Here is a 19,946-nt window from a genome sequence, read left to right as displayed (position 1 = left end):
GGTGAGCGACCGGCTGCGAACCGCGCTCGAGAACGCGGCCGAGGACCAGATCATCTTCGATCTGGGTGGGATCGAGGACGCGTACGGCGCTCTGCTTGCGGAGCTGCCCGGGATCGCGATCCGGTTCGCCATCAAGTCGTGCCCGGTGGACGGCGTACTGGAGACGCTGACCGCGCGGGGTTCGGGCTTCGATGCGGCCGGCCCGCAGGAGATCGCGCAGGCGCTGGCGACCGGGGTGGCGCCGGAGCTGGTGCACTACGGGAACACGGTGAAGTCGGACCGGAACATCGCCGACGCCTACCAGCTCGGCATTCGCGATTTCGCCACCGACAGCGTCCCCGATGTGGTCGCGATCGCTGCGAACGCGCCGGGGTCGCGGGTGTTCTGCCGGCTGGGGACCACGGGCGAGGGCGCGTTGTGGGGGCTCAATCGCAAGGCGGGCTGTTCGGTGCGGGACGCGATCGTCGTGCTGTCGATCGCTCGCGCGCAAGGACTCGTCCCGTCGGGCCTGTCCGTGCATGTCGGCTCGCAGCAGATGACGACGGCCGCTTGGCAGAACGCCTTCGACGAACTGGCCTTCGCGATGACGGAGCTGGCCGATGTCGGCATCCACCTCGACCGGATCAACCTGGGTGGCGGTCTGCCCGCCCTGGGCTACCTCGACCGGACCGGTACGGCGCTCAATCCAGTCCTGGCCGAGATTTTCGCGACGATCCGGGCCGGGATGCGGCGGCTGCAGGAGATTGCCGGTAGGCCGATCGAGTTCGTGATGGAGCCCGGGCGGCACCTGGTCGCCGATCACGGTGCGATCCGCGCGCACGTCGTACGGCTGTCGACGCGGCAACAGCCCGACGGTGAGCGGGAGAGCTGGTTGTACCTCAGCTGCGGGAAGTTCAACGGGCTGTACGAGGTCGACCAGGTTCGGTACCGGATGGTGTTCCCGACGCATCCGAGTGGTCGGCAGGTGGCCGCTGTGATCGCGGGACCGACGTGTGACAGCGACGATGTCTTCGGTCAGGAGCCGGAGCCGGCCCTGGTGCCGGAGGCGATCGTTTCTGGAGACCCGGTCTGGATCTTGTCCTGTGGCGCCTACTCCACCAGCTACACGACGCGCTTCAACGGTTTCGATCCCCTCCCGGTGAACGTGCTGCCGGTCGGAATCCATGCCTGAAGCAACTGTGCGGCCGATCACCGCCGACGATTGGGAGCGCATCGCCGAGCTCGAGAAGGCGGCGTACGAGCCGCTCGGGTTGGCGGAGGGCCGGAGCGCCTTGGAGGCCTGGGGAGCGCTCTCGCCCCAGACGTGCTTCGTCGTCGGCCTTCCTGTCCAGGCTTATGTGCTCGCGATGCCCTTCCCGTACGGCGAGTATCCAGCCCTAGGGCAGCCATCGGCGGCGAGCTCGGACAACCTGCACCTGCACGATCTCTGTGTCGCGCCCGAGTCTCGCCGTACTGGTCTGGGGCAGCAGTTGGTCGGCCACCTGACCGCGGTCGCGACCGGGTACCGGCGGATCTCCTTGATTGCGCTCTCCGGCACCTCCTCGTTCTGGTCCGCTCAGGGTTTCGGCCCCGCCCCAGCAGTCCCCGTCGGCTACGGCGATGACGCTCGCTACCTGACCAAGGTCCTCTAGAAAAGGCTCCCTCCATGTCCTTCCGCCGTTCACAGCTGTCGATCGCAGCACTGTTCGGGTTTCTTGGTTTCCAGTACTCCACCTGGGCCGCCCGGATCCCGATGCTCAAGAGCAAGCTCGACCTGTCCGACGCCGAAGTGGGTCTGCTCCTGCTGGCCGCTGGTATCGGTGCCGCGCTCGCGTTCCCGGTCGTCACGTTCGGGATGAAACGGCTCGGCTCCCGCGGGCTCGCGCTGGTGTCCTGCGCTGGACTGACCGCCGTACTGCTGTCGCTGGCCGTCGTGCCGAACCTGCCGGTGGCATTCGCGGTGCTGCTAGTGGACGGCGTACTGGTTGCTTGTCTCAACGTCGCGATGAATGCTCAGGGCACGGCGCTGGAGGTGCAGGCCGAGCGCAACACGATGGCCAAACTGCATGCGACCTTCAGCGGTGGCATCTTCACCGCCGCACTGCTTGCCTCTGGCATCACTGCGTTCAGCACGAACCTGCTGACCCATTTCGTGATCGGCGCCGCGGTCCTGGTGAGCCTCACCGTGTTCGCATCGAGAGGCATGCTGCGGAGCGACCTGCCTGCTACCGAGACGGTGAAGGTCAAGGGCAAGCTGACGCTGCCCTCCCTCGTGATCGCCTGGCTCGCTCTGGCGATGGTCTTCGGCACCGTGGTCGAAGGCGCGATGAACGACTGGTCCGCCCTCTACCTGCGCGACATCGTCGGCGCTCCGACTGCAGCCCTCCCGCTGGGCATCGCGGTCGTTTCCGCCACCATGCTCATCACCCGGCTCTTCGCCGATGCGCGCCGAGCTGCCTGGGGCGACCGGTTCGTCGTACTCACCGGAGCGACCGTTGCCGGCGCCGGCCTAACCGCCGCCCTGCTGGTCGGCGGCCTCGTCCCGACCCTCGTCGGCTTCGCCTGTGTAGGACTGGGCATGGCCGCTGTCACGCCCTGTCTCTACGCTGCCGCCGCCAAAGAAGGCTCGAACGCCCTCACCCTCGTCTCGACCATGGGCACCCTGGGCCTACTGGCCGGCCCACCGGCCATCGGCGCCCTCACCAACGCCACCGACCTGCGGTGGGGGATGGCCGCCGTGGCCGTCTTCGCCTTCCTGGTCACGGCTTGCACCACCCAGATCCGCACTGCAGATTCCCGGACCCAGCCGGTTGAGGCCCACTGACGCGTGTGCGTCAGCTGACGACGGGCCAGTTGGCGGAGTCCCAGGTGAGCCAGTTGATGCCGAGCAACGACGTACCGTCGTCTGCGTAGTAGTGGTAGACGAGGATGTCGCTGTCGGTGTCACTGAAGACGTCCTGGTGACCGGGCCCGTGGATGGAGCCGTGCGAGGCGAGGATCTCGGTGCCTCCGCCGGAGGTCATGGCAGTGCCGTTGCGGTCGCGGTAGGGACCGGTGACCGAGGTGGAGCGGCCGACCATGACGCGGTAGGTGCTCTGGGCGCCGCGGCAGCAGTAGTCGAAGGAGACGTACAGGTAGTAGTAGCTGCCGCGCTTGACGATGTTCGGTGCTTCGATCGGGCCGCCATTGCGACCGGCCAGTGAGCGCAGGGTCGAGTCCGATCGCAGTCCGGTGGACGACGAGAGGGCGATCATCTTGATGCCCGACCAGAACGATCCGAACGAGAGCCACCAGCGGCCCTGGTCGTCGACGACGAGGTCAGGGTCGATGGCGTTGAAGTCGTCGGAGGTACGGGATTCGATGACCAGCCCGCGGTGCGTCCAGGTGCCGGAGTTACCGCTCGGGCTGGTCGCCAGGAAGATCGCCGAGTGGTTGGATCCGAACGACGAAGCGGAGTAGTACATGTAGTACTGGCCGTTGCGGTAGGAGATGTCCGGCGCCCACAGGTTCTTCTCGCCGTTGGTGTAGGCGGTCGTCCAGGATGCGCCGTTGGGGAAGGCGGATCCGGCGTTGCGGAAGGCGGTCCGGTCGGTGGAGGTCTTCAGCGTGTTGTCGCCGGTGTGCGCCACCAGGTACCCACCGCCGGGTCGCTTGACGAAGCTTGGATCGTGGACGCCGATGTCCCCGGTGACACGGCCTGGCCCTGGATAAGCGGCCCAGGCATTCGGAGCCAATGCGGTGGTCACCGCAAGGGCTCCGGCGAGCAGGAGTGCTAGCTGTTTCGTCAAGCGACGCATGGTGATCTCTTTCCGTTGGTGGTGCGGGCGGGCAACGGTGGGTGTTGAAGAGGGTCAGGCAGACAAGCTCAGTGCGCACCAGCTGATCGCGGGCAAGGTGAGGGTCAGCTTGCCGTCCTTCAGCTGGGCTGAATCGAAGTGCTGCGCGGAGACGCGGTCGGGTGCGGTCGCGGAGTTGGTGGCGAGCGGGTCGATGTCGTGGACGATGACTGCCTCGTCGATCGAGGTCACGCCGGCCCGGCCGAGATCGACGGTGATTTCGATCGGCCCCTCGGTGGAGCGGTTGACGGCGAACAGTGCCAGCCGACCATCGTCGTACGTCGCGACCGCGTCGATGGCGGTCACCTCACCGTGCTTGGCCGTCGTCACTGTGGGGGAGTCGGTCTCGACCCGAAGCACCTGGCCGGACGCGAGCCGCGAGGTGATGGCAAACGGGTGGAAGGTCGGTTGCCGCCAGGCTGCGCCACCCGGCTCGGTCATGATCGGGGCGATCACGTTGGCCAGCTGCGCGAGACAGGCGACCGCGACTCGGTCGCTGTGCCGGAGCAGTGAGATCAACAGGTTGCCGAGGACAACAGCATCGGTGACGTTGTACTCGTCCTCGATCCGCCGCGGCGCCACCTCCCACTGATCGCCCGGACCGTCGGTACGGGTGGAGCGATCGCCGTACCAGACGTTCCACTCGTCGAAGGAGATGTCGATCCGCTTGCGGCTCTTGAGCTCGGCGCCGACATGGTCGGCGGTCGCGGTGACGGAGTCGACGAAGTGGTCCATGTCGACGGCAGAGGCCAGGAACGACGCGGTGTCGCCGTCGTCGTTGCCGTAGTAGGCGTGGCAGGAGATGTAGTCGACGAACTCGTAGGTCTCCCGCAGCACCTCCCGCTCCCAGGTTCCGAACAGCGGCATCTTCGACGAGGATGAGCCGCACGCGACGAGCTGCAGGTCCGGTTCGACCATCCGCATCGCCCGGGCCGTCTCGGCCGCGATCCGTCCGTACTCCGTCGGCGTCTTGTGCCCGACTTGCCACGGCCCGTCGAGTTCGTTGCCGAGGCACCACAACTTCACCCCGTACGGCGAGGCTCCGTGCTCAGCGCGCAGGTCGGAGAGCGCCGTACCGCCGGGGTGGTTGCTGTACTCGAGCAGGTCGAGTGCCTCCTGAACCCCACGGGTCCCCAGGTTGAGCGCCATCATCGGCTCCACCCCGGCCTTGGCACACCAGCGCATGAATTCGTCGAGGCCGAACTCGTTAGTCTCCACGCTGTGCCAGGCGAGGTCGAGGCGCCGCGGCCGATCCTCACGCGGGCCGACGCCGTCCTCCCAGCGGTAGCCGGAGACGAAGTTGCCACCGGGGTAGCGAACGACCGAGACACCCAGCTCGCGCGTCAGTTCGAGGACGTCCTTGCGGAAGCCGTCCTCGTCGGCGGTGGCGTGGTCGGGTTCGTAGATGCCGGTGTAGACGCAGCGACCCATGTGTTCGACGAACGTGCCGAACGTCCGGCGGTTCACCGGGGCGATCGGGAAGGCGGGATCGATGGTCAGGTGGGCAGTGGGCACCAGAATGCTCCTGTCATGGTGGAGGTTTTGTGTCATCCCTTGATGCCGGCGTCGCCGACCCCGCGGACCACCTGGCGCTGGAACAGCGCGTAGACGATCAGCAAGGGCAGGCCACCCAGCAAGGCCGAGGCCATGATCTGGGCGTAACGCAGGCCGTAGGAACCTTGGACGTTGGCGAGTCCGACCGGGATCGTCATCATCGACGGGTCGGTGGTCACGATGAAGGGCCACAGAAAGTTGTTCCAGGCACCGATGAAGGTGAAGATGCCGACGGCAACGAGGATCGGCCGCGACATCGGCACCATCACGCTCCAGACGATCCGCCAACGGGAGGCGCCGTCGACCCGGGCCGCGTCTTCGTAGTCGCGGGAGATGCCGTCGAAGAACTTCTTCAGCACGAAGACCATCACCGGCGCGACGACCTGGGGGAGCATAATGCCCCAGTAGGTGTCGACCAGGCCAAGGCCGGTCATCTCCTGGAACAGCGGCACGATCAGAACCTGTGGGGGAACCAGGATGCCGGCCACGACCAGGCCGAAGATCAACCGGCGACCGGGGAACTCGGTGCGGGAAAATCCGAACGCGGCGAGGACGGAGACGAGCAGTGTCAGGACGGTGACGAGCACCGAAACCACGCTGCTGTTGACGAACCAGCGGATCAGGTCGCCCTGCTCGAGGATGCTGCGGTACGCGTCCGCGGTCGGTGCCTCAGGCAACCAGGTGATCGGCGACCGGGTGGTCTCCGGCTCCGGCTTGAGCGAGGTGGACAGCGCCCAGAGCAACGGGATCAGCCAGATCACGCCCAGGATCGCTGCGCCGACGGCGGTCGCGACCTTCGGGAACGTCCAAGTCGACCTCATGCGCTGTCCTCCTTCGAGCCGGAGAACAGCTTGAACTGCAGGACGGCGACGACCACGATGATCGCGAAGAACATGTACGAGATCGCCGAGGCGTAACCGATCCGGTAGTTCGTGAAACCGTTCTGGTAGATGTACTGGATGATCGGCCGGGTCGCGTAGTTCGGCCCGCCGTTGGTCATCAGATAGATCTGGTCGAAGATCTTCAACGACGCCACCAGTTGCAGTACGGCGATCAGCGCGGTCGTCCGGCGCAGCAGCGGCAGCGTGATCCGGAACAGCTTCTGCCGCTCACTCGCACCGTCGATGTCGGCCGCCTCGTAGACCTGTTCCGGAATCCCTTGCAGGGCAGCCAGATAGAGCAGGAAGTTGAACCCGACCGTCCACCAGACGGTCGTGATCACCACCGCGAGCATTGCCCGGTTCTCGGTGTTCAACCAGTCGATCTCGGCGAACCCGCCGGCCGTCAGCAGGCCGTTCACGAGGCCGAACCCGGGTTCATAGATCCAGACCCAGATCAGGGTGACGACGGTGGCCGGCAGGACGAACGGAGCGAAGTACGCGAACCGCAACAGCCAGCCGAGGACACCGGTGCGGTTGGCGAGCAAGGCCATCACGAGCGCGATGACGACCAGCGGTGGGGTGCTCATCGCGGTGAAGATCAGCGTGTTCTTCAGCGACGACCAGACCGCGGAGTCGGCGAACATCTCACGCCAGTTCTGCAGGCCGAGGAACTCCTGATCGACACCGGCCAGGCTCGTGTTGAAGAAACTGTTCCACAGCCCGGAGACCGTCGGCCACAGCAGGAACACAGCGAACAACAGCAGGAACGGACCGACGAAGAACAGGCCGGCCCACCGTTCACGCCAAGACTGCCGGGAAGGCATCTGTACAGACATGGCTGGCCTCCTAGACCGGGGACGGAGTGTCGAGGAGCTTCTGGGTTGCGGCCTTGAACTGCGCGAGCGCAGCCTTGGGCGTCGTCTGACCGGAGAAGACGCCGCTGAAGGCCGCACCGGCCTCGTTCTGCAGTTGCGCCCCTGAGCCGCTGAACCAGGCGTCGGGGTCGAACAGGACGTTCGGAGCGACGCTGCGGTACTCAGCCTGCGGCTTGAGGCTCAGATACTCCTTGCTCTTGATCACTGGCTGGTACGCCGGGATGTGGCCGCCGACCGCCCATTCCGTGCTGTTCTTGAGCATCCAGGCGATGTACTCCACCGTCGCCTTCGTGTCGGCGCGGTTGCGGTTCGCCTGGTGCGGAAGGACGAACGTGTGCGCATCACCGGCGAACTGCGGGACGTCGTACAGGACGGGGAACGGCGCCATACTGAACGGCAGTTTCGCCGTCTGGTACGTCGTCACCTCCCACTCGCCGTTGAAGCTCAAGCCGGCCTCGCCGTTGCTGAACTGAGCCACGAGCGCGGCGTAGTTGGCCGAGCGCGGCGTCAGCCCGTCGGCGGAGAGTTTCGCCATCAGGGACAGGGCTTCGAGCGCCTTGTCGTCATCGAGGATCAGGCGCTGACCAGACTCGTCGAAGAACTTGCCTTCGAGCTGCCCGTAGAGCGTCCACCACATCCGCCAGGGGTTGGTGGTCTCCACCGAGGCCGCGAACTTGCCCGTCGTCTCCTTGACCGCCTTGAGCATGTCCAGGAATGCGGGTACGCCGGTCACCGGTTTCAGCCGGCCATCGGCCGCGAGCAGTCCGGCCTTCGCGCAGATCTCGGTGTTGTAGTACAGAACGAACGGGTGCTGGTCGAGCGGAACGGCGTACAGGACGCCGTCGACGTGGCATCGCTTCCAGATCTCCGGGAGGAAGTCCGACTCGCTGACGCCGGCCTCGTTCAGCAGGTCGAGGGGGATCGGATCGAGCATGGTCGTCGGGCTGAAGCCCTTCAGCCGGGACAGGTGCAGGGTCGCCACCTCCGGTGCACGCCCACCGGCCGCCGACATCGCGAGCTTGGTGTAGAACGGCGGTCCCCAGGCGAGCGTGTGGGCCTCGAATCGCACGTCCGGGTGCTGTTCGACGTACTGCTGGTGAATCTGTTGCAGGCGGGCGCCGTCACCGCCGCCGAAGAGGTTCCATTCCCGGATCCGGGCCTTCTGCCGTCCGGTACTGCAGCCGGTGAGGGCGAGAGCGCCGGTGCCGAGCAGCCCGCCAAGAACTGCTCGGCGGCGCGGGCGCGAGGGGGCGGAGCCGTCGGTCATGGCGGGTTCCTCCGGGCTTCTACATCGGTGTACTACATCGGTGTAGAAGAGAGGATGCCTGCCATCCCCGGACCGGTCAAGACCTCAGTCGGAGGTCGATTCCCGAACGTGCAGCTGGAACGGCGCGACGAGCTCCTCGTGCTCGGACTCGTCACCGCCCATCCGCCGGACCAGCAGGTCGACCGCGGTGCGCGCGATGTGCACCCGGTTGGGATCGACCGTCGTGAGCGTCGGAGTGCTGTACTCGGCCTCGTCGATGTTGTCGAAGCCGGCCACGGCGATGTCGTCCGGAATCCGGAAGCCGTGGGCGGTGAGCGCGCGGATCGCTCCGAGCGCAAGGGTGTCGTTCAACGCCAGAACCGCGTCGAAATCACGGGTTTGGGAGAGCAGGGTGTTTACAGCCTCGACCCCACTCGACCGGTGCCACTGCCCGCCCGAAACGGCCAGATCCTTCGGGACCGGTACGCCGTACTCCTGGTGGGCGTCGATGTAGGCGCGGTGCCGAATGGCGGCGGTGCCGATCTGCTCGGTGGGCTTGCTGCCGATCACCGCGATCCGCCGCCGGCCCTGCTCGAGCAGATGCCGGACCACGGCCTTGGTTCCTTCGACGTTGTCGATCATCACGTGGTCGACCGGCCCGTGAAAGATTCGCTCGCCGAGCAGCACCATGGGGCTACGCGTCGGCAGCGCGCCCACATCCTCCTGGCCCAGCCCGAGCGGGCTGTAGAGCAGACCGTCGACGAGGTGGCCGCCGGGCCGCGCGAGCGCGGTCAGCTCCCGTTCGCGGTCGGCGTTGGTGGTCTCGATCATCACCGTCAGGCCGTGCTCACCCGCAGCGGCTATGGCCGCGTCGGCGAGTTCGGCGAAGTACGGGTTGCTCAACTCGGGCAGCACCAGCGCGATCACACCGGTCCGGCCGGACTTGAGAGTCCGGGCGGAGATGTTGACCCGGTACCCGAGCGAATCGATCGCCGCGAGCACTCGCACCCGAGTCTCCTCACGGATGTACGGATACCCGTTCATCACGTTGGAGACGGTCTTCGGCGAAACGCCCGCATGCCGCGCGACATCCCGCATCGTCACTGCCACCGCTCACCTCCGGTCATGACCACACACGGTAATCCACCCGAGTCGGCCGGAGGCCAGCCGCGGTCGATCTCAGGTGCGGGGTTTTCGATGGGGAGGAGCACCTGGCGGAGGAGCCGTTGAGCGTTTGGCGGTGCTTGGGCGTGCCGGAGCGGCGGAGGGTGCGTAGCGCTCCCCGAACCGGTTGAGGGAAGGACGCCGGGTCAGCACGGCTACTCCCTAAACCGCTTCGGGGAGCCGAACCGACCACTTCCGGTGCATTACGCTCCCCAAACCAGCCGCCCGCACCACCAACCCCGCTCCGCGCGAACAAAACCTCATAACGTCCGAAAAATCGGAGACCACGCCCTCCGACCCTTCGGACGTTACGCGGGACAAGGGGCGGACGCAGTCACGGCGAATGTCCGTCCGCTGAGACTCATCGCGGGAGGTTTGGCGAGTTGAGGGGATCTCCCCTGAGATCTCGGCTACTACCTGTGGTCCTTCGTGTCGCTCGTCGGCGCCTTGGTCGGGGTCGGGCTTGCGGCACGAACAACTGCAGGTGGTCAACGCCATCGCGCCCGCGCACGCCTGGACGGGCTCACCCGGCCCTCACCCGCCCGGGCATTCGACCACCACCTGCAGTCCTACGCGCAGCTGACCAACACCCAGTACGGCGCCCGCTTCGCGGCACGAACAACTGCAGGTGGTCAGCACCACCGCGCCCGCGCACGCCTGGATGGGGCTCACCCCGGCCCACCAGCCCGGGATTTCGGCCAGCACCCGCAGTCCCTCGTGCAGCTGACCGACATCTCGTACGGCGTCCGCTTCGCGGCACGAACGACTACAGGTTCCCGGCGCCCGGCGCTCACGCACGGCGAAGCTTTCCCCACCCAGCAGCGGCCTCTACCGCAACTAGACGGTGGCCAACTCCAGGCCGAAGGCCTCGGCGACTCCGGCGTTGGTGATGCGGCCGGCGACGGTGTTCAGGCCTTTCGCCAGGGCCGGGTCTTGCTGAGTTGCTGCTTCCCAGCCCTGGTCGGCCAGCGTCGTGAGGTAGGGGAGGGTCGCGTTGGTGAGGGCTCGTGTTGAGGTCTCCGGTACGGCGCCTGGCATGTTCGCGACGCAGTAATACAGCGACTGGTGCACCGGGAAGGTGGGGGCGTCGTGCGTGGTCGGCTTGGAGCCTTCGAAGCAGCCGCCCTGGTCGATGGCAATGTCGACGAGAACCGAGCCAGGCTTCATGGTGGAGACCATCTCGTCGGTGACGAGCTTGGGTGCCGCGGCGCCCGGAATCAGGACCGAACCGATGACCAGGTCTGCCGTCTCGACCTGCTCGGCAATCTCCCAGCGGCTGGAGGCAGCGGTCCGGATACGGCCGGAGTAGCGGTGCTCGAGCTCGCGCAACCTGGCCAGGGACAGGTCGATGACGGTGACGTCGGCTCCGAGGCCGATGGCGTTCGCCGCCGCGTGCTCACCGGCGACACCGCCGCCGATCACGACAACCTTGGCTCGCTGCGTGCCGGCGACACCGCCAAGCAGCGTTCCGCGCCCGCCCGATGCGCTCAGGAGAAAGTAGGAGCCCGCCGAGACGGACAGGCGTCCGGCGACCTCGCTCATGGGGGAGAGCAGCGGCAGCGACCGGTCCGGAAGCTGGACCGTCTCGTAGGCGATCGACGTCGTACCGGCAGAAACCAGTGCGTCGGTCAGCCGGCGGTCGGCGGCGAGGTGCAGGTAGGTGAACACCACCTGGTCGGGGCGGAGGAAGCCGTACTCGCTGGCGATCGGCTCCTTGACCTTGGTCACCAGCTCGGACTCGCCCCAGACCTCCTCGGCCGTGTCGACGATGAGGGCACCGGCCTCGGCGTACGTGGCATCCGAGATCCGGGAGCCGAGACCGGCTCCTTGCTGAACGCGCACTTGGTGGCCCCGGGCCACCAGGGCGTCGACCCCGGCGGGGGTGATTGCCACCCGGTTCTCGTTGTTCTTGATCTCGGTAGGGATGCCGACGCGCATCGTTGCTCTCCTTTGCCGTTCGCGGATTCCCCGAAACTGTCGCATGAGGTTCGGGCTTGTTAGCCTGATGCTGAATATTTTCCGATCGAAACGGAGATATCTGCTCATGCGTTCGACGACCGGCGCACACTCGGCCTCCCGGCCGAAGAATCTTCCGACTCCAGCGCTTGATTCGGTGGACGAGCAACTACTGGCGCGGCTGGCCGTCGACGGGCGAGCGACCAACAGCGAGTTGTCGCAGGCCGCGGGCATCGCCGCGTCGACAGCGCACGGACGAGTGCGCTCGCTGCTGGACCATGGCGTGATCGCCGGTTTCCATGCCGCGGTGGATCAGTCCGCGATCGGCAATGGGCTGCAGGCAATGATCGGAGTCACGCTCCGGGCCGGCCTCCGGCAGGAGAGCATCAGTGAGTTCACGCGCGGCGTTCGCGGCCTGCCGCAGGTGGTCCAGCTGTTCTTCGTCGGCGGCACCGACGACTTCCTCCTCCACGTCGCCGTCCCCGACTCGTCGGAGCTGCGACGCTTCGTCGTCGACCACCTCTCCGGCGAGCGCAGCGTGGCCTCCACCCGCACCAGCGTCATCTTCGAGTACCACCGCAACGTCGTCGCGGCCACCTTTGAATAACACAGCACTGGGGGTTTCGCTGCTGGCCGGCACCGCGAACGTGATCATGCAACTCTCCTTTGCGCCGGTCGGGTACGGCGTACTGGAGAGCAAGGTTGATAGCGGCAACCTTTTCCGTCACCCGGTGAAACGAACGCGCACCACGCTCACCTACCTCGCCGTCGCCACCATGGGCACCGATGCCGAACGCGCCGCGTATCGCCATGCCGTCAACAAATCACACGCCCAGGTCCGCTCTACCGCAACAAGCCCGGTCGCCTATAACGCCTTCGACCCCGAGCTCCAACTATGGGTTGCGGCCTGTCTCTACAAGGGTTTCGAGGACACCCAGCACGCCTTCCTCGGGGTGGACGCCGCACCCCACTACCAAGAAGCCGCCGTCTTCGGCACGATGCTCCAAGTCCGCCCGGACATGTGGCCGCCAGACCGACAGGCCTTCGAGGCCTACTGGAGTACCACCCTCCAAGAGATTCGCATCGACCAAGACATCCGCCGTTACCTGACCTCCCTCGTCGACCTGGAGTTCCTGCCCTCCTGGCTCGCGTTGATCGGCCGCCGCTTCCACCGCTTCATGACCACCGGCTTCCTGCCCGACCACCTCCGCACCGAAATGCAGTTGCCCTGGGCACCAAAAGATCAGCGCCGTTTCGACGCCACCCTCCGCGCCATCGGCTTCGTCGTACGGCGTCTTCCAGGCCCGGTACGACGATTCCCGTTCAACGCCTGTCTCTGGGACCTACGTCGTCGCCTTCGGGCGGGCCGGCCGCTCACCTGAGCGCTGTTGCCTTAGAGCACCAGCTATAACAGCGGACGGCCTGGCTGGATCAGGCCGTTTTGGTAGACGATCACGACCAGCTGGGCCCGATCGCGGACACCCAGCTTGGTCATTGCACGATTGACGTGGGTCTTGGCGGTGGAGGGCGACAGATGCAGCCGCTCGGCAATGCCCTCGTTGGAGAGACCATGCGCGACCAGCACAACGACCTCGCGTTCGCGGTCGGTGAGCTGGTCGAGCGTGGTGCTCGCCTCGCGCACAGGTTCCGGCTGGGCAAGCACATGCTGGACAAGCGATCGCGTGGCTTTGGCCGACAGCAGGGTGTCGCCCGAAGCAACAACCCGTACGGCGTTCAGAAGTTCGTCCGGACCGACGTTCTTGCCGAGGAACCCACTAGCACCAGCCCGGACGGCGTGCAGCACGTTCTCGTCGTTCTCAAAGGTGGTCAGCACCAGGATCCGTACGCCGGCCAGATCCTCGTCGGCCACGATGCGCCGGGTCGCCTCGATACCGTCGACTTCCGGCATCCGGATGTCCATCAGCACGAGATCGGCGCGGGTGGCGCGCGCCATCAGGACTGCTTCACGCCCGTTGACCGCTTCGCCGACAACCTCGAGATCGGCCTCGCTGTCGAGGATCATCTTGTACCCGGCCCGGATCAGGGCCTGGTCGTCGGCCAGCAGCACGCGGATCGTCATACCGTTGCTTTCAGTGTGGGCGCAGGGAGCTCGGCGTGCACGGTGAACCTTCCGTCGGGCCGGCGCTGGACGTCGATGGTCCCGCCGGCGCTGGTGGCGCGTTCCTTCATACCGAGGATCCCGTAGCCGGACCGGGGCGGGACGGACTCGGTGGTGACCGGGTTGACCACGTCGAGGGCGATGGTGTCGGGGGAGTAGGTGATGGTCACGCGCGCCGTACCGGTGCCGTATTTATGGGCGTTGGTGAGCGCCTCTTGCAGAATCCGGTACGCCGCGAGGTCGGCCACGGCGGGGAGTTCGCGGGCTTCGCCGACCTGGGTGCGCTCGACGGTGAGCCCTGCCGCCGCCAATGCGTCCAGCATGTCGGTGAGCCGGGCCAGCCCCCGCACGGGTTCGGCAGCCGAATCGGACTCGTCGCTCGCCCGGAGGACGCCGACGATCGAGGCGAGTTCGGTGAGCACGGTCTCGCAGGCGGCGCGGATGTGGCCGAGCGCCTGGTCGGCCTGTTGGGGGTTGCGGTGCAGGACATGACTGGCGGCACCGGCCTGCACGTTGATGACTGCGATGTGGTGGGCAACCACATCATGCAGCTCCCGCGCGATCCGCACCCGCTCCTGGACGACGCGGCGTGCCGCCTCCTCCTCGCGGGTCTGCTCAGCGCGCCGGGCCCGCTCCTCTACTGCGAGGACGTAAGCGCGGCGGCTACTGATGGCGTCACCGGCGGCAGTGGCCATCCCCATCCACGCCAACAACCCGACGCTCGGCGGCGACCACGCAGAACCGGTAGTCGAGAACGCAATGACGAAGTACAGGCCGATCGCGACCGGAGCGGCCAGCAGGATCGCGGCGCGGCGCTCAGTGTGAGTCGCCATCGTGAGGGTGACCAGCACGGTGGCCACGAACAGTGCAGGCTGCGTGGTACCGGTCGTTGCCAGCAGCACCGACTCGGCAACGGCCACCGCCACCAGCGTGTGCCGCGGCCACCTGTGACGGACCAGCAGGGCAGCGAACGCGATCACGACCGCTGCGACGTCACTGAATCCGATGACTCCGTCGCTCTTGCCGTGCATCCCGTGGAGCTCGGCCATGATTGCGGCGGTCCCGACAAACAGCCCCAGCACGACATCCACGATCATCTGGTGCTGCGCAAACCACCGTCCGATCCCCGACCGTTCCATACCCGCCACGGTAGACGCTCACCGCAGCCCGAGTCGTCGACCGGCCGTAGTACTTGGTTACGGCGTCCTACCGCGGATGTGGTAGCCCGGGCTGCCGAAGTGTCCGCAACTGGAGGACGCGAACCGCCCCAGGTCTCCAGCAAGGTTGGAAACATGATCGAGCTGGAACGACTCACCAAGAAGTACGGCGCCAAGACGGCCGTGGACGGAATCTCCGCCACCATCAAGCCCGGCATCATCACCGGGTTCCTCGGGCCGAACGGCGCCGGCAAGTCCACCACGATGCGCATGATCGTCGGCCTGGACCGCCCCACCTCTGGCACCGCACTCGTCAACGGCAACCGGTACGCCGCCACTCGCGCACCGCTGGCCGAGGTCGGCGCGTTGCTCGATGCCAAGGCGGTCGACGGCGGCCGCAGCGCGCGCAATCATCTCCTGGCCCTCGGCGCCACCGTCGGTATCGGCAAACGCCGCGTTGAGGACGTCCTCGCCTCGGTTGGACTGACCGACGTAGCCCACCGCCCGGCGAAGTCGTTCTCGCTCGGCATGGGACAGCGCCTCGGCATCGCCGCCGCGCTGCTGGCCGAGCCCGACGTCCTGCTGCTCGACGAGCCCGTCAACGGTCTCGACATCGACGGCATCCAATGGATTCGCGAACTGCTCGGCGAGCTCGCTGCCGACGGCCGCACTGTGCTGCTGTCGTCGCACCTGATGACCGAGATGCAGCTCGTCGCCGATCACCTGATCGTCATCGGCCAGGGCCGGATCCTCGCCGACTCGTCGATCCAGGACTTCATCGAGGAGTCGGGCGGCGGGAGCGCAGTCGTTGTCGTTTCTCCCGACGCCGGCCTGCTGGCGCCGCTGCTGGCCGGCGACGGCGTCACGCTGACCACCCGCGAGCCGGGCCGCTTCGAGGTTCGCGGCCGCACCGCCCCGGAGATCGGCGACATCGCCAGCGGGCACAGCCTCCGCATCCACGAACTGACCCCGACCCAGGCGTCGCTCGAAACTGCCTATCTCCAACTCACCCAGGACAGCGTCGAGTACGCCGGTACGACGCGGAAGGCCGCCTGATGACCATCGCACTCGAACGTCCAGTCAGCACCCACGCCCAGAGCCTCGCCCGAGGCATCCATTCGGAGTGGATCAAGGTCCGCACGCTCCGCAGTACCTGGATCGGCCTGGCGACAGTCGTGGTCATCATGATCGGCTTCGGCGCCCTCGCGGCGGCGATGGCCACTGGTTCGGTGACCGACCCGGGCGGTGACGGCGGCCCGCCGTTCGCCGGCGCCGGCCCGCTGGGGACCGCGCTGTCGGGCGCGAACCTCGCGGTCCTGCTGGTCGGAGTGCTCGGCAGCTTGGCCGGCGCCCGGGAATACGGCTCCCGCATGATCACCGCCACGGTCACGACGATGCCGCGGCGCTGGCAGGTCATCGTCGCGAAGTCCGCGGCGCTGGCAGCGGTGATGATCCCGACCGCCGTGATCGCGGTCATGGGGGCCTACGGAGTTGCCATGGGCATCCTGGGCGCCAACGGCAATGCGACCGTCGCCCTCACCGATGACGGCGTACTGTCCTCGCTGCTCGGCATGGTCGGCTACCTCGTGGCGGTCGCCGTACTGGGGCTTTGCCTCGGCAGCTTGCTGCGCAGTGTCGCAGGCAGCATCGGCACGGTGGTCGGCGGACTCCTGATCGTTCCGGCGCTTGCTTCGGCCCTGCTCCCCGACAGCTGGGACAAGGTTCTGCAGCTCCTGCCCAGCTCGGCAGCTGCCTCGTTCACCGAGGTGGGCATGGCAGGTGGCAGCACCCTTAGTGCTGGAGCGGGCGCCGCGGTCCTCATCGGCTGGGTCGTCGCCTTGATGGCTGGCGCGGTCGTCGCCATCCACCGCCGAGACGTCTAGAAGGTCTCGTCGTACGCGGCGAGCAGGCGGGTCCGGGAGTTTTCCAGGTGGGCGCGCATGGCCTGTTCGGCGCCGGGCGGGTCGTGCGCCTGGATGCGGTCGCTGATGGCTTGGTGTTCGGTGGTGGTGACTTCGGCGATGCCGTGGCGGAAGTAGAGGCGGTAGGAGTGGACGTGAGCGCGGAGACGGTCGAGCGTCTCCGCGATCAGCGGGTTGCCGGCGGCGGTGGCGATGGTGGTGTGGAGCTTGGCGTCTTCTTCGGCGAACTCGCGATACGCCTGGTAGCTGTCGCCGTGGACGGCAGGGCCCATCGCCCGTACGGCGTCCTTGATGTCTCGGCGATCGCGGTCGGTCGCGTTGGTGGCGGCGCGGGCCGCGGCCGTTGGCTCGAGGAGCAGCCGGAGATCGTAGAGATCCAGCAGGGCGTCGCGGGTGATCAGCGGCGCAACGAGGTAGCCGGCGTTCGGGCGGCGGACCACCAAACCTTCGGCTTCGCAGCGGAAGAGGGCTTCGCGGACCGGGGTCTGGGAGACCTCCAGTTCGCGGGCGAGGCCGTCGATCGACAGGCGTGAGCCGGGCTCCAGCGCGTTGTCCATGAGGAGCCGTTTGAGTGACTCGTAGACGCTCTCGCGCAGCATCAGCCGGGCAGCGGGCTGCAGCCTCGGTGCCTGAGTTTGATCCACGGTCGCCTCTCCGCCTGGCCATTGACAGCAGCCTGCGCAGCTTCTAATTTCCAATATCGTATCCGATTTTCGGTTGCCTCGCCGCCCAGCGCTCCGAAAGGCCATTCCGATGCCGCAATCCGATTCTCCCGCCGAGGGCGTCCGCCGCCGGTCGATCCTGCTGAGCGTGCCCGCGGCCGGCGCGGCCGCCGCCGTATTTGGCGGCACTACGCAGGCCGAAGCCGCCCCGGCCATGCGCCGGCCGATCGCGACCGGCCAACGGGTCGACGCCCAGGAGGCACTGGCCCGGCTGCGGTTCGGCCTGTTCGTCCATTTCGGCCCGGCCAGCCTGACCGGCCGCGAAACCGGCTGGGGGCGAGAGGCCTATCGAGCCGGCAAGAAGGACGAGACGTCATCGCCGTACAACGATCCGACCAAGCTGTTCGACCCCGTGTACGACGTGGCCTACAAGTCGTTCCTCCCGGCCAAGGGATGGGCCGAGCAACTGGCCGACGTCGCCGTGTCGGCCGGGATGAAGTATCTGGTCCTGACCAGCAAGCACCACGACGGCTTCCCGATGTTCCGGGCCAGGAACGCTGCGGACTCGTTCTACCCAGACCTCGCGTCCACCCCGCTAGGCAAGTCGAAGCGGGATCTGGTCGACGAGGTCGCGATCGCCTGCCGCCGCCGCGGGATCGAGTTCGGCCTCTACTACTCCGGCTGGGACTGGACGCATCCCCTGATCGTCGCGGGCAAGAACGACGAGTACTACGGCTACATGATGAACCATCTGCGGCAGCTGATGAGCGACTACGGCGACATCTCCTTCCTCTGGTACGACGGCATCGCGCCGACCGAACTGAGCGACTACCGCCCGCCGACGTTCCACTCGGTTCCGCGCAACCTGCAGCCCGGGATCCTGATCAACAACCGCGGCTACGCGATGGGCTGGGCGGATCCGCAGCCGACACTGGCCGGTGACTATTCGACGCCAGAGCAGCGTGTCGGGGCCTTCGACGTGGCGCGCGCTTGGGAGTCGTGCATCACGATCGGAGACCAGTGGTCCTGGCGGCCCAATGAGAAGGTGAAGTCGCTCGCGACCATCGTCAAGACGATCATCTCGACGGCGACCGGTGACGGGAACCTCTTGTTCAACGTGGGTCCCAAGCCGTCCGGTGAAGTGGACAAACCGCAGCGTGACCGGCTGGCCGAGGTCGGCCAGTGGATGAAGTCCTACGGTACGGCGATCTACGGCACCCGCGGCGGCCCGATCCGCCCCAGCCCGATCGCGGCGACCACGTTCCAGGACTCGACGATGAACGTGTTCCTCTTCCGGCGTCCGGCCAGAGAGCCGAACCTCCTGACCGTGCCCAACCTGAACAACCAGGTCGTCGGGGTGAAGACGCCCAAGGGTAAGTCCGTTCCGTTCACGGTCAGGGGTGACGGCCGGGTCGACCTCAACCTGGCCGGTCTCGATCTCGTCGCCGGGCCGGTCGAGTTGCTGCACGTGAAGTACCGCGACCCGCTGTCGCACGAGTACCTCGGCGCCGAGCTGATCGCCGACCCCGTCCGCCCGGGCAACCTGGCGCTGAACAAGCAGGCCACCCAGATCTCCACCGACTACAACGGCGACGCAGGCCGAGCCGTCGACGGCAACACCGACGGCAGCTACTTCAACAACTCCGTCACGCACACCACCGTCGATGCCAAGGAAGCCTGGTGGCAGGTCGATCTCGGCGCTTCGGCCGCGATCGGTGACGTCGAGATCTACAACCGTACCGACGGTGATTTCGGCTCCCGCCTGAGCAACTTCTGGGTGCTCGTCTCCGCCGCACCCATTACCGCGCCGGACCTGGCTACCGCCCGCACCGCACCCGGGGTCACCGCCAAACGCCAGGCCGGTCCCGCCGGCTCGCCCACCACTCTCAATTTTGGTGGCGCCGCCGGCCGCTATGTCCGCGTTCAGCTCGAAAATCAGAGTGGACCGCTTTCGATTGCCGAGGTGGGCGTCTACAAACAGTCCTGACGTCTCGGCCGCGAGTCAGTCCGGGTGGGTGGAGTCCAATGCCGCTCACCTAAGAGGTCGGGTCCGACCGCACGGCCCTCACGCCAACGTCCGAACGATCGGAGGGCCCGGCTCCGGTTCTTCGGACGTTAGCTGGGGTGACGGTGGGCGGGGCCGCCTTTGCGAGTTTCTGCTGCCGCTGTGGGGCAGTAGGTTCTCGCTGATTGTTCGGGAGTTGGGGAGTTCTGCCTGTCGATTCCGGTGCGTAGCGCTCCCCGCCCCCGCCGGACAACAGCGCGCAGCACCCCGGAACAAGCTGACCTGTCGTTGAAAGCCACCGCGGCGGGTCAGTTTTCAGGCCTCCTCATCTCCGGCCGCAACCACAGCCCAGCAACCCCAGGCAACGCTGCACGCGATCGCCGACTCTCGGTCATGGTCGGGATGGTCCTCGTGGCCGGTGACCTGATGGTCGTCGACAACCGCAAGGCCGTCCACGGACGCACCTCGTTCGTACCCCGGTACGACGGCAACGACCGTTGGCTGCGCCGTTCCTTCGCCGTACGGGATCTGAGCCTCTCGCGCGGGTCCCGCCCAGCCGGCTCGCACGTGTGCCGAGCGCTCGATTAACC

20 protein-coding genes are annotated in these 19,946 nt (G+C 66.9%); 9 read left to right on the top strand and 11 right to left on the bottom strand.

Features of this window, described 5'->3' with window-relative positions; genetic code table 11:
* Nucleotide 1: 1 nt before the first annotated feature.
* From E1263_RS12845 to E1263_RS12835, 3 genes are read left to right on the top strand one after another with little or no spacing between them, the layout of a single operon-like run.
* On the top strand, nt 2-1,171 hold the full coding sequence (locus E1263_RS12845; protein WP_202868853.1) for a type III PLP-dependent enzyme: 1,170 nt from the start codon (nt 2-4) through the stop codon (nt 1,169-1,171).
* Entirely contained in the window at nt 1,164-1,631 is a 468-nt protein-coding gene (locus E1263_RS12840; RefSeq protein ID WP_132167485.1) for a GNAT family N-acetyltransferase, read from the top strand. Before E1263_RS12845 ends, E1263_RS12840 begins: the two co-directional genes overlap by 8 nt.
* 14 nt (nt 1,632-1,645) lie before the next feature.
* Nucleotides 1,646-2,803 carry an MFS transporter gene (locus E1263_RS12835; protein WP_132167484.1) on the top strand — a complete coding sequence of 386 codons (1,158 nt, stop codon included), beginning with the start codon at nt 1,646-1,648 and terminating at the stop codon, nt 2,801-2,803.
* A 10-nt stretch (nt 2,804-2,813) separates the two neighbouring features.
* On the opposite strand, the gene E1263_RS12830 is transcribed toward E1263_RS12835, so the two are convergent.
* From E1263_RS12830 to ald, 8 genes are all read right to left on the bottom strand, one after another.
* Nucleotides 2,814-3,767, bottom strand: a complete 954-nt coding sequence (locus E1263_RS12830; RefSeq protein WP_202868852.1) for an arabinan endo-1,5-alpha-L-arabinosidase — start codon at nt 3,765-3,767, stop codon at nt 2,814-2,816.
* A gap of 63 nt (nt 3,768-3,830) precedes the next feature.
* Complete coding sequence (arfA, locus tag E1263_RS12825) at nt 3,831-5,366, bottom strand: arabinosylfuranosidase ArfA (protein ID WP_420323381.1); 1,536 nt, start codon at nt 5,364-5,366, stop codon at nt 3,831-3,833.
* Nucleotides 5,363-6,190 (bottom strand): carbohydrate ABC transporter permease, encoded by an 828-nt coding sequence (locus E1263_RS12820; protein ID WP_132167481.1) that lies wholly within the window; start codon nt 6,188-6,190, stop codon nt 5,363-5,365. Before E1263_RS12820 ends, arfA begins: the two co-directional genes overlap by 4 nt.
* Complete coding sequence (locus E1263_RS12815; protein ID WP_132167480.1) at nt 6,187-7,086, bottom strand: carbohydrate ABC transporter permease; 900 nt, start codon at nt 7,084-7,086, stop codon at nt 6,187-6,189. The genes E1263_RS12820 and E1263_RS12815 overlap by 4 nt, the downstream gene beginning before the upstream one ends.
* A gap of 10 nt (nt 7,087-7,096) precedes the next feature.
* Nucleotides 7,097-8,392, bottom strand: a complete 1,296-nt coding sequence (locus E1263_RS12810) for an extracellular solute-binding protein (protein WP_132167479.1) — start codon at nt 8,390-8,392, stop codon at nt 7,097-7,099.
* An 84-nt stretch (nt 8,393-8,476) separates the two neighbouring features.
* Nucleotides 8,477-9,481, bottom strand: a complete 1,005-nt coding sequence (locus tag E1263_RS12805; protein ID WP_238161210.1) for a LacI family DNA-binding transcriptional regulator — start codon at nt 9,479-9,481, stop codon at nt 8,477-8,479.
* 588 nt (nt 9,482-10,069) lie between these two features.
* A complete protein-coding gene (locus E1263_RS12800) occupies nt 10,070-10,333 on the bottom strand; it encodes a hypothetical protein (RefSeq protein ID WP_132167478.1) in 264 nt (87 codons plus the stop codon).
* A 39-nt stretch (nt 10,334-10,372) separates the two neighbouring features.
* Nucleotides 10,373-11,473 (bottom strand): alanine dehydrogenase, encoded by a 1,101-nt coding sequence (gene ald / locus E1263_RS12795; RefSeq protein WP_132167477.1) that lies wholly within the window; start codon nt 11,471-11,473, stop codon nt 10,373-10,375.
* A gap of 106 nt (nt 11,474-11,579) precedes the next feature.
* On the opposite strand from ald, the gene E1263_RS12790 reads away from it, so the two are divergent.
* A complete protein-coding gene (locus tag E1263_RS12790) occupies nt 11,580-12,098 on the top strand; it encodes an Lrp/AsnC family transcriptional regulator (protein WP_132167476.1) in 519 nt (172 codons plus the stop codon).
* A complete protein-coding gene (locus tag E1263_RS12785; protein WP_132167475.1) occupies nt 12,091-12,873 on the top strand; it encodes an oxygenase MpaB family protein in 783 nt (260 codons plus the stop codon). Before E1263_RS12790 ends, E1263_RS12785 begins: the two co-directional genes overlap by 8 nt.
* 23 nt (nt 12,874-12,896) lie before the next feature.
* Here the strand turns inward: E1263_RS12785 and E1263_RS12780 are convergent, their stop codons facing one another.
* Both E1263_RS12780 and E1263_RS12775 read right to left on the bottom strand, forming a co-directional pair.
* Entirely contained in the window at nt 12,897-13,571 is a 675-nt protein-coding gene (locus tag E1263_RS12780) for a response regulator (RefSeq protein WP_132167474.1), read from the bottom strand.
* Nucleotides 13,568-14,749, bottom strand: coding sequence for a sensor histidine kinase (locus E1263_RS12775; RefSeq protein WP_132167473.1), 1,182 nt, complete (start codon nt 14,747-14,749; stop codon nt 13,568-13,570). Before E1263_RS12775 ends, E1263_RS12780 begins: the two co-directional genes overlap by 4 nt.
* A 153-nt stretch (nt 14,750-14,902) precedes the next feature.
* On the opposite strand from E1263_RS12775, the gene E1263_RS12770 reads away from it, so the two are divergent.
* Nucleotides 14,903-15,823 (top strand): ABC transporter ATP-binding protein, encoded by a 921-nt coding sequence (locus E1263_RS12770; protein ID WP_132167472.1) that lies wholly within the window; start codon nt 14,903-14,905, stop codon nt 15,821-15,823.
* Entirely contained in the window at nt 15,823-16,650 is an 828-nt protein-coding gene (locus E1263_RS12765; RefSeq protein WP_132167471.1) for an ABC-2 transporter permease, read from the top strand. The genes E1263_RS12770 and E1263_RS12765 overlap by 1 nt, the downstream gene beginning before the upstream one ends.
* Here the strand turns inward: E1263_RS12765 and E1263_RS12760 are convergent.
* Complete coding sequence (locus E1263_RS12760) at nt 16,647-17,333, bottom strand: GntR family transcriptional regulator (RefSeq protein ID WP_165956588.1); 687 nt, start codon at nt 17,331-17,333, stop codon at nt 16,647-16,649. The genes E1263_RS12765 and E1263_RS12760 overlap by 4 nt on opposite strands.
* A 109-nt stretch (nt 17,334-17,442) precedes the next feature.
* On the opposite strand from E1263_RS12760, the gene E1263_RS12755 reads away from it, so the two are divergent.
* On the top strand, nt 17,443-19,338 hold the full coding sequence (locus E1263_RS12755) for an alpha-L-fucosidase (protein ID WP_132167469.1): 1,896 nt from the start codon (nt 17,443-17,445) through the stop codon (nt 19,336-19,338).
* A 411-nt stretch (nt 19,339-19,749) separates the two neighbouring features.
* Complete coding sequence (locus tag E1263_RS12750; protein ID WP_132167468.1) at nt 19,750-19,944, top strand: TauD/TfdA family dioxygenase; 195 nt, start codon at nt 19,750-19,752, stop codon at nt 19,942-19,944.
* Nucleotides 19,945-19,946 lie beyond the last annotated feature (2 nt).

This window comes from Kribbella antibiotica (assembly GCF_004349055.1).
GTDB classification, from domain to species: domain Bacteria; phylum Actinomycetota; class Actinomycetes; order Propionibacteriales; family Kribbellaceae; genus Kribbella; species Kribbella antibiotica.
Note: the sequence above shows the minus strand (reverse complement) of the source record. Positions and strands in the feature narration are given on the sequence as shown.

What these genes read in the sequence shown, in the direction of transcription:
- E1263_RS12840 (WP_132167485.1), top strand. Translation starts at nt 1,164, where the DNA reads ATGCCTGAAGCAACTGTGCGGCCGATCACCGCCGACGATTGGGAGCGC.
- E1263_RS12835 (WP_132167484.1), top strand. Translation starts at nt 1,646, where the DNA reads ATGTCCTTCCGCCGTTCACAGCTGTCGATCGCAGCACTGTTCGGGTTT.
- arfA (WP_420323381.1), bottom strand. Translation starts at nt 5,366, where the DNA reads ATGACACAAAACCTCCACCATGACAGGAGCATTCTGGTGCCCACTGCC.
- E1263_RS12820 (WP_132167481.1), bottom strand. Translation starts at nt 6,190, where the DNA reads ATGAGGTCGACTTGGACGTTCCCGAAGGTCGCGACCGCCGTCGGCGCA.
- E1263_RS12815 (WP_132167480.1), bottom strand. Translation starts at nt 7,086, where the DNA reads ATGTCTGTACAGATGCCTTCCCGGCAGTCTTGGCGTGAACGGTGGGCC.
- E1263_RS12810 (WP_132167479.1), bottom strand. Translation starts at nt 8,392, where the DNA reads ATGACCGACGGCTCCGCCCCCTCGCGCCCGCGCCGCCGAGCAGTTCTT.
- ald (WP_132167477.1), bottom strand. Translation starts at nt 11,473, where the DNA reads ATGCGCGTCGGCATCCCTACCGAGATCAAGAACAACGAGAACCGGGTG.
- E1263_RS12790 (WP_132167476.1), top strand. Translation starts at nt 11,580, where the DNA reads ATGCGTTCGACGACCGGCGCACACTCGGCCTCCCGGCCGAAGAATCTT.
- E1263_RS12780 (WP_132167474.1), bottom strand. Translation starts at nt 13,571, where the DNA reads ATGACGATCCGCGTGCTGCTGGCCGACGACCAGGCCCTGATCCGGGCC.
- E1263_RS12775 (WP_132167473.1), bottom strand. Translation starts at nt 14,749, where the DNA reads ATGGAACGGTCGGGGATCGGACGGTGGTTTGCGCAGCACCAGATGATC.
- E1263_RS12770 (WP_132167472.1), top strand. Translation starts at nt 14,903, where the DNA reads ATGATCGAGCTGGAACGACTCACCAAGAAGTACGGCGCCAAGACGGCC.
- E1263_RS12765 (WP_132167471.1), top strand. Translation starts at nt 15,823, where the DNA reads ATGACCATCGCACTCGAACGTCCAGTCAGCACCCACGCCCAGAGCCTC.
- E1263_RS12755 (WP_132167469.1), top strand. Translation starts at nt 17,443, where the DNA reads ATGCCGCAATCCGATTCTCCCGCCGAGGGCGTCCGCCGCCGGTCGATC.
- E1263_RS12750 (WP_132167468.1), top strand. Translation starts at nt 19,750, where the DNA reads ATGGTCGGGATGGTCCTCGTGGCCGGTGACCTGATGGTCGTCGACAAC.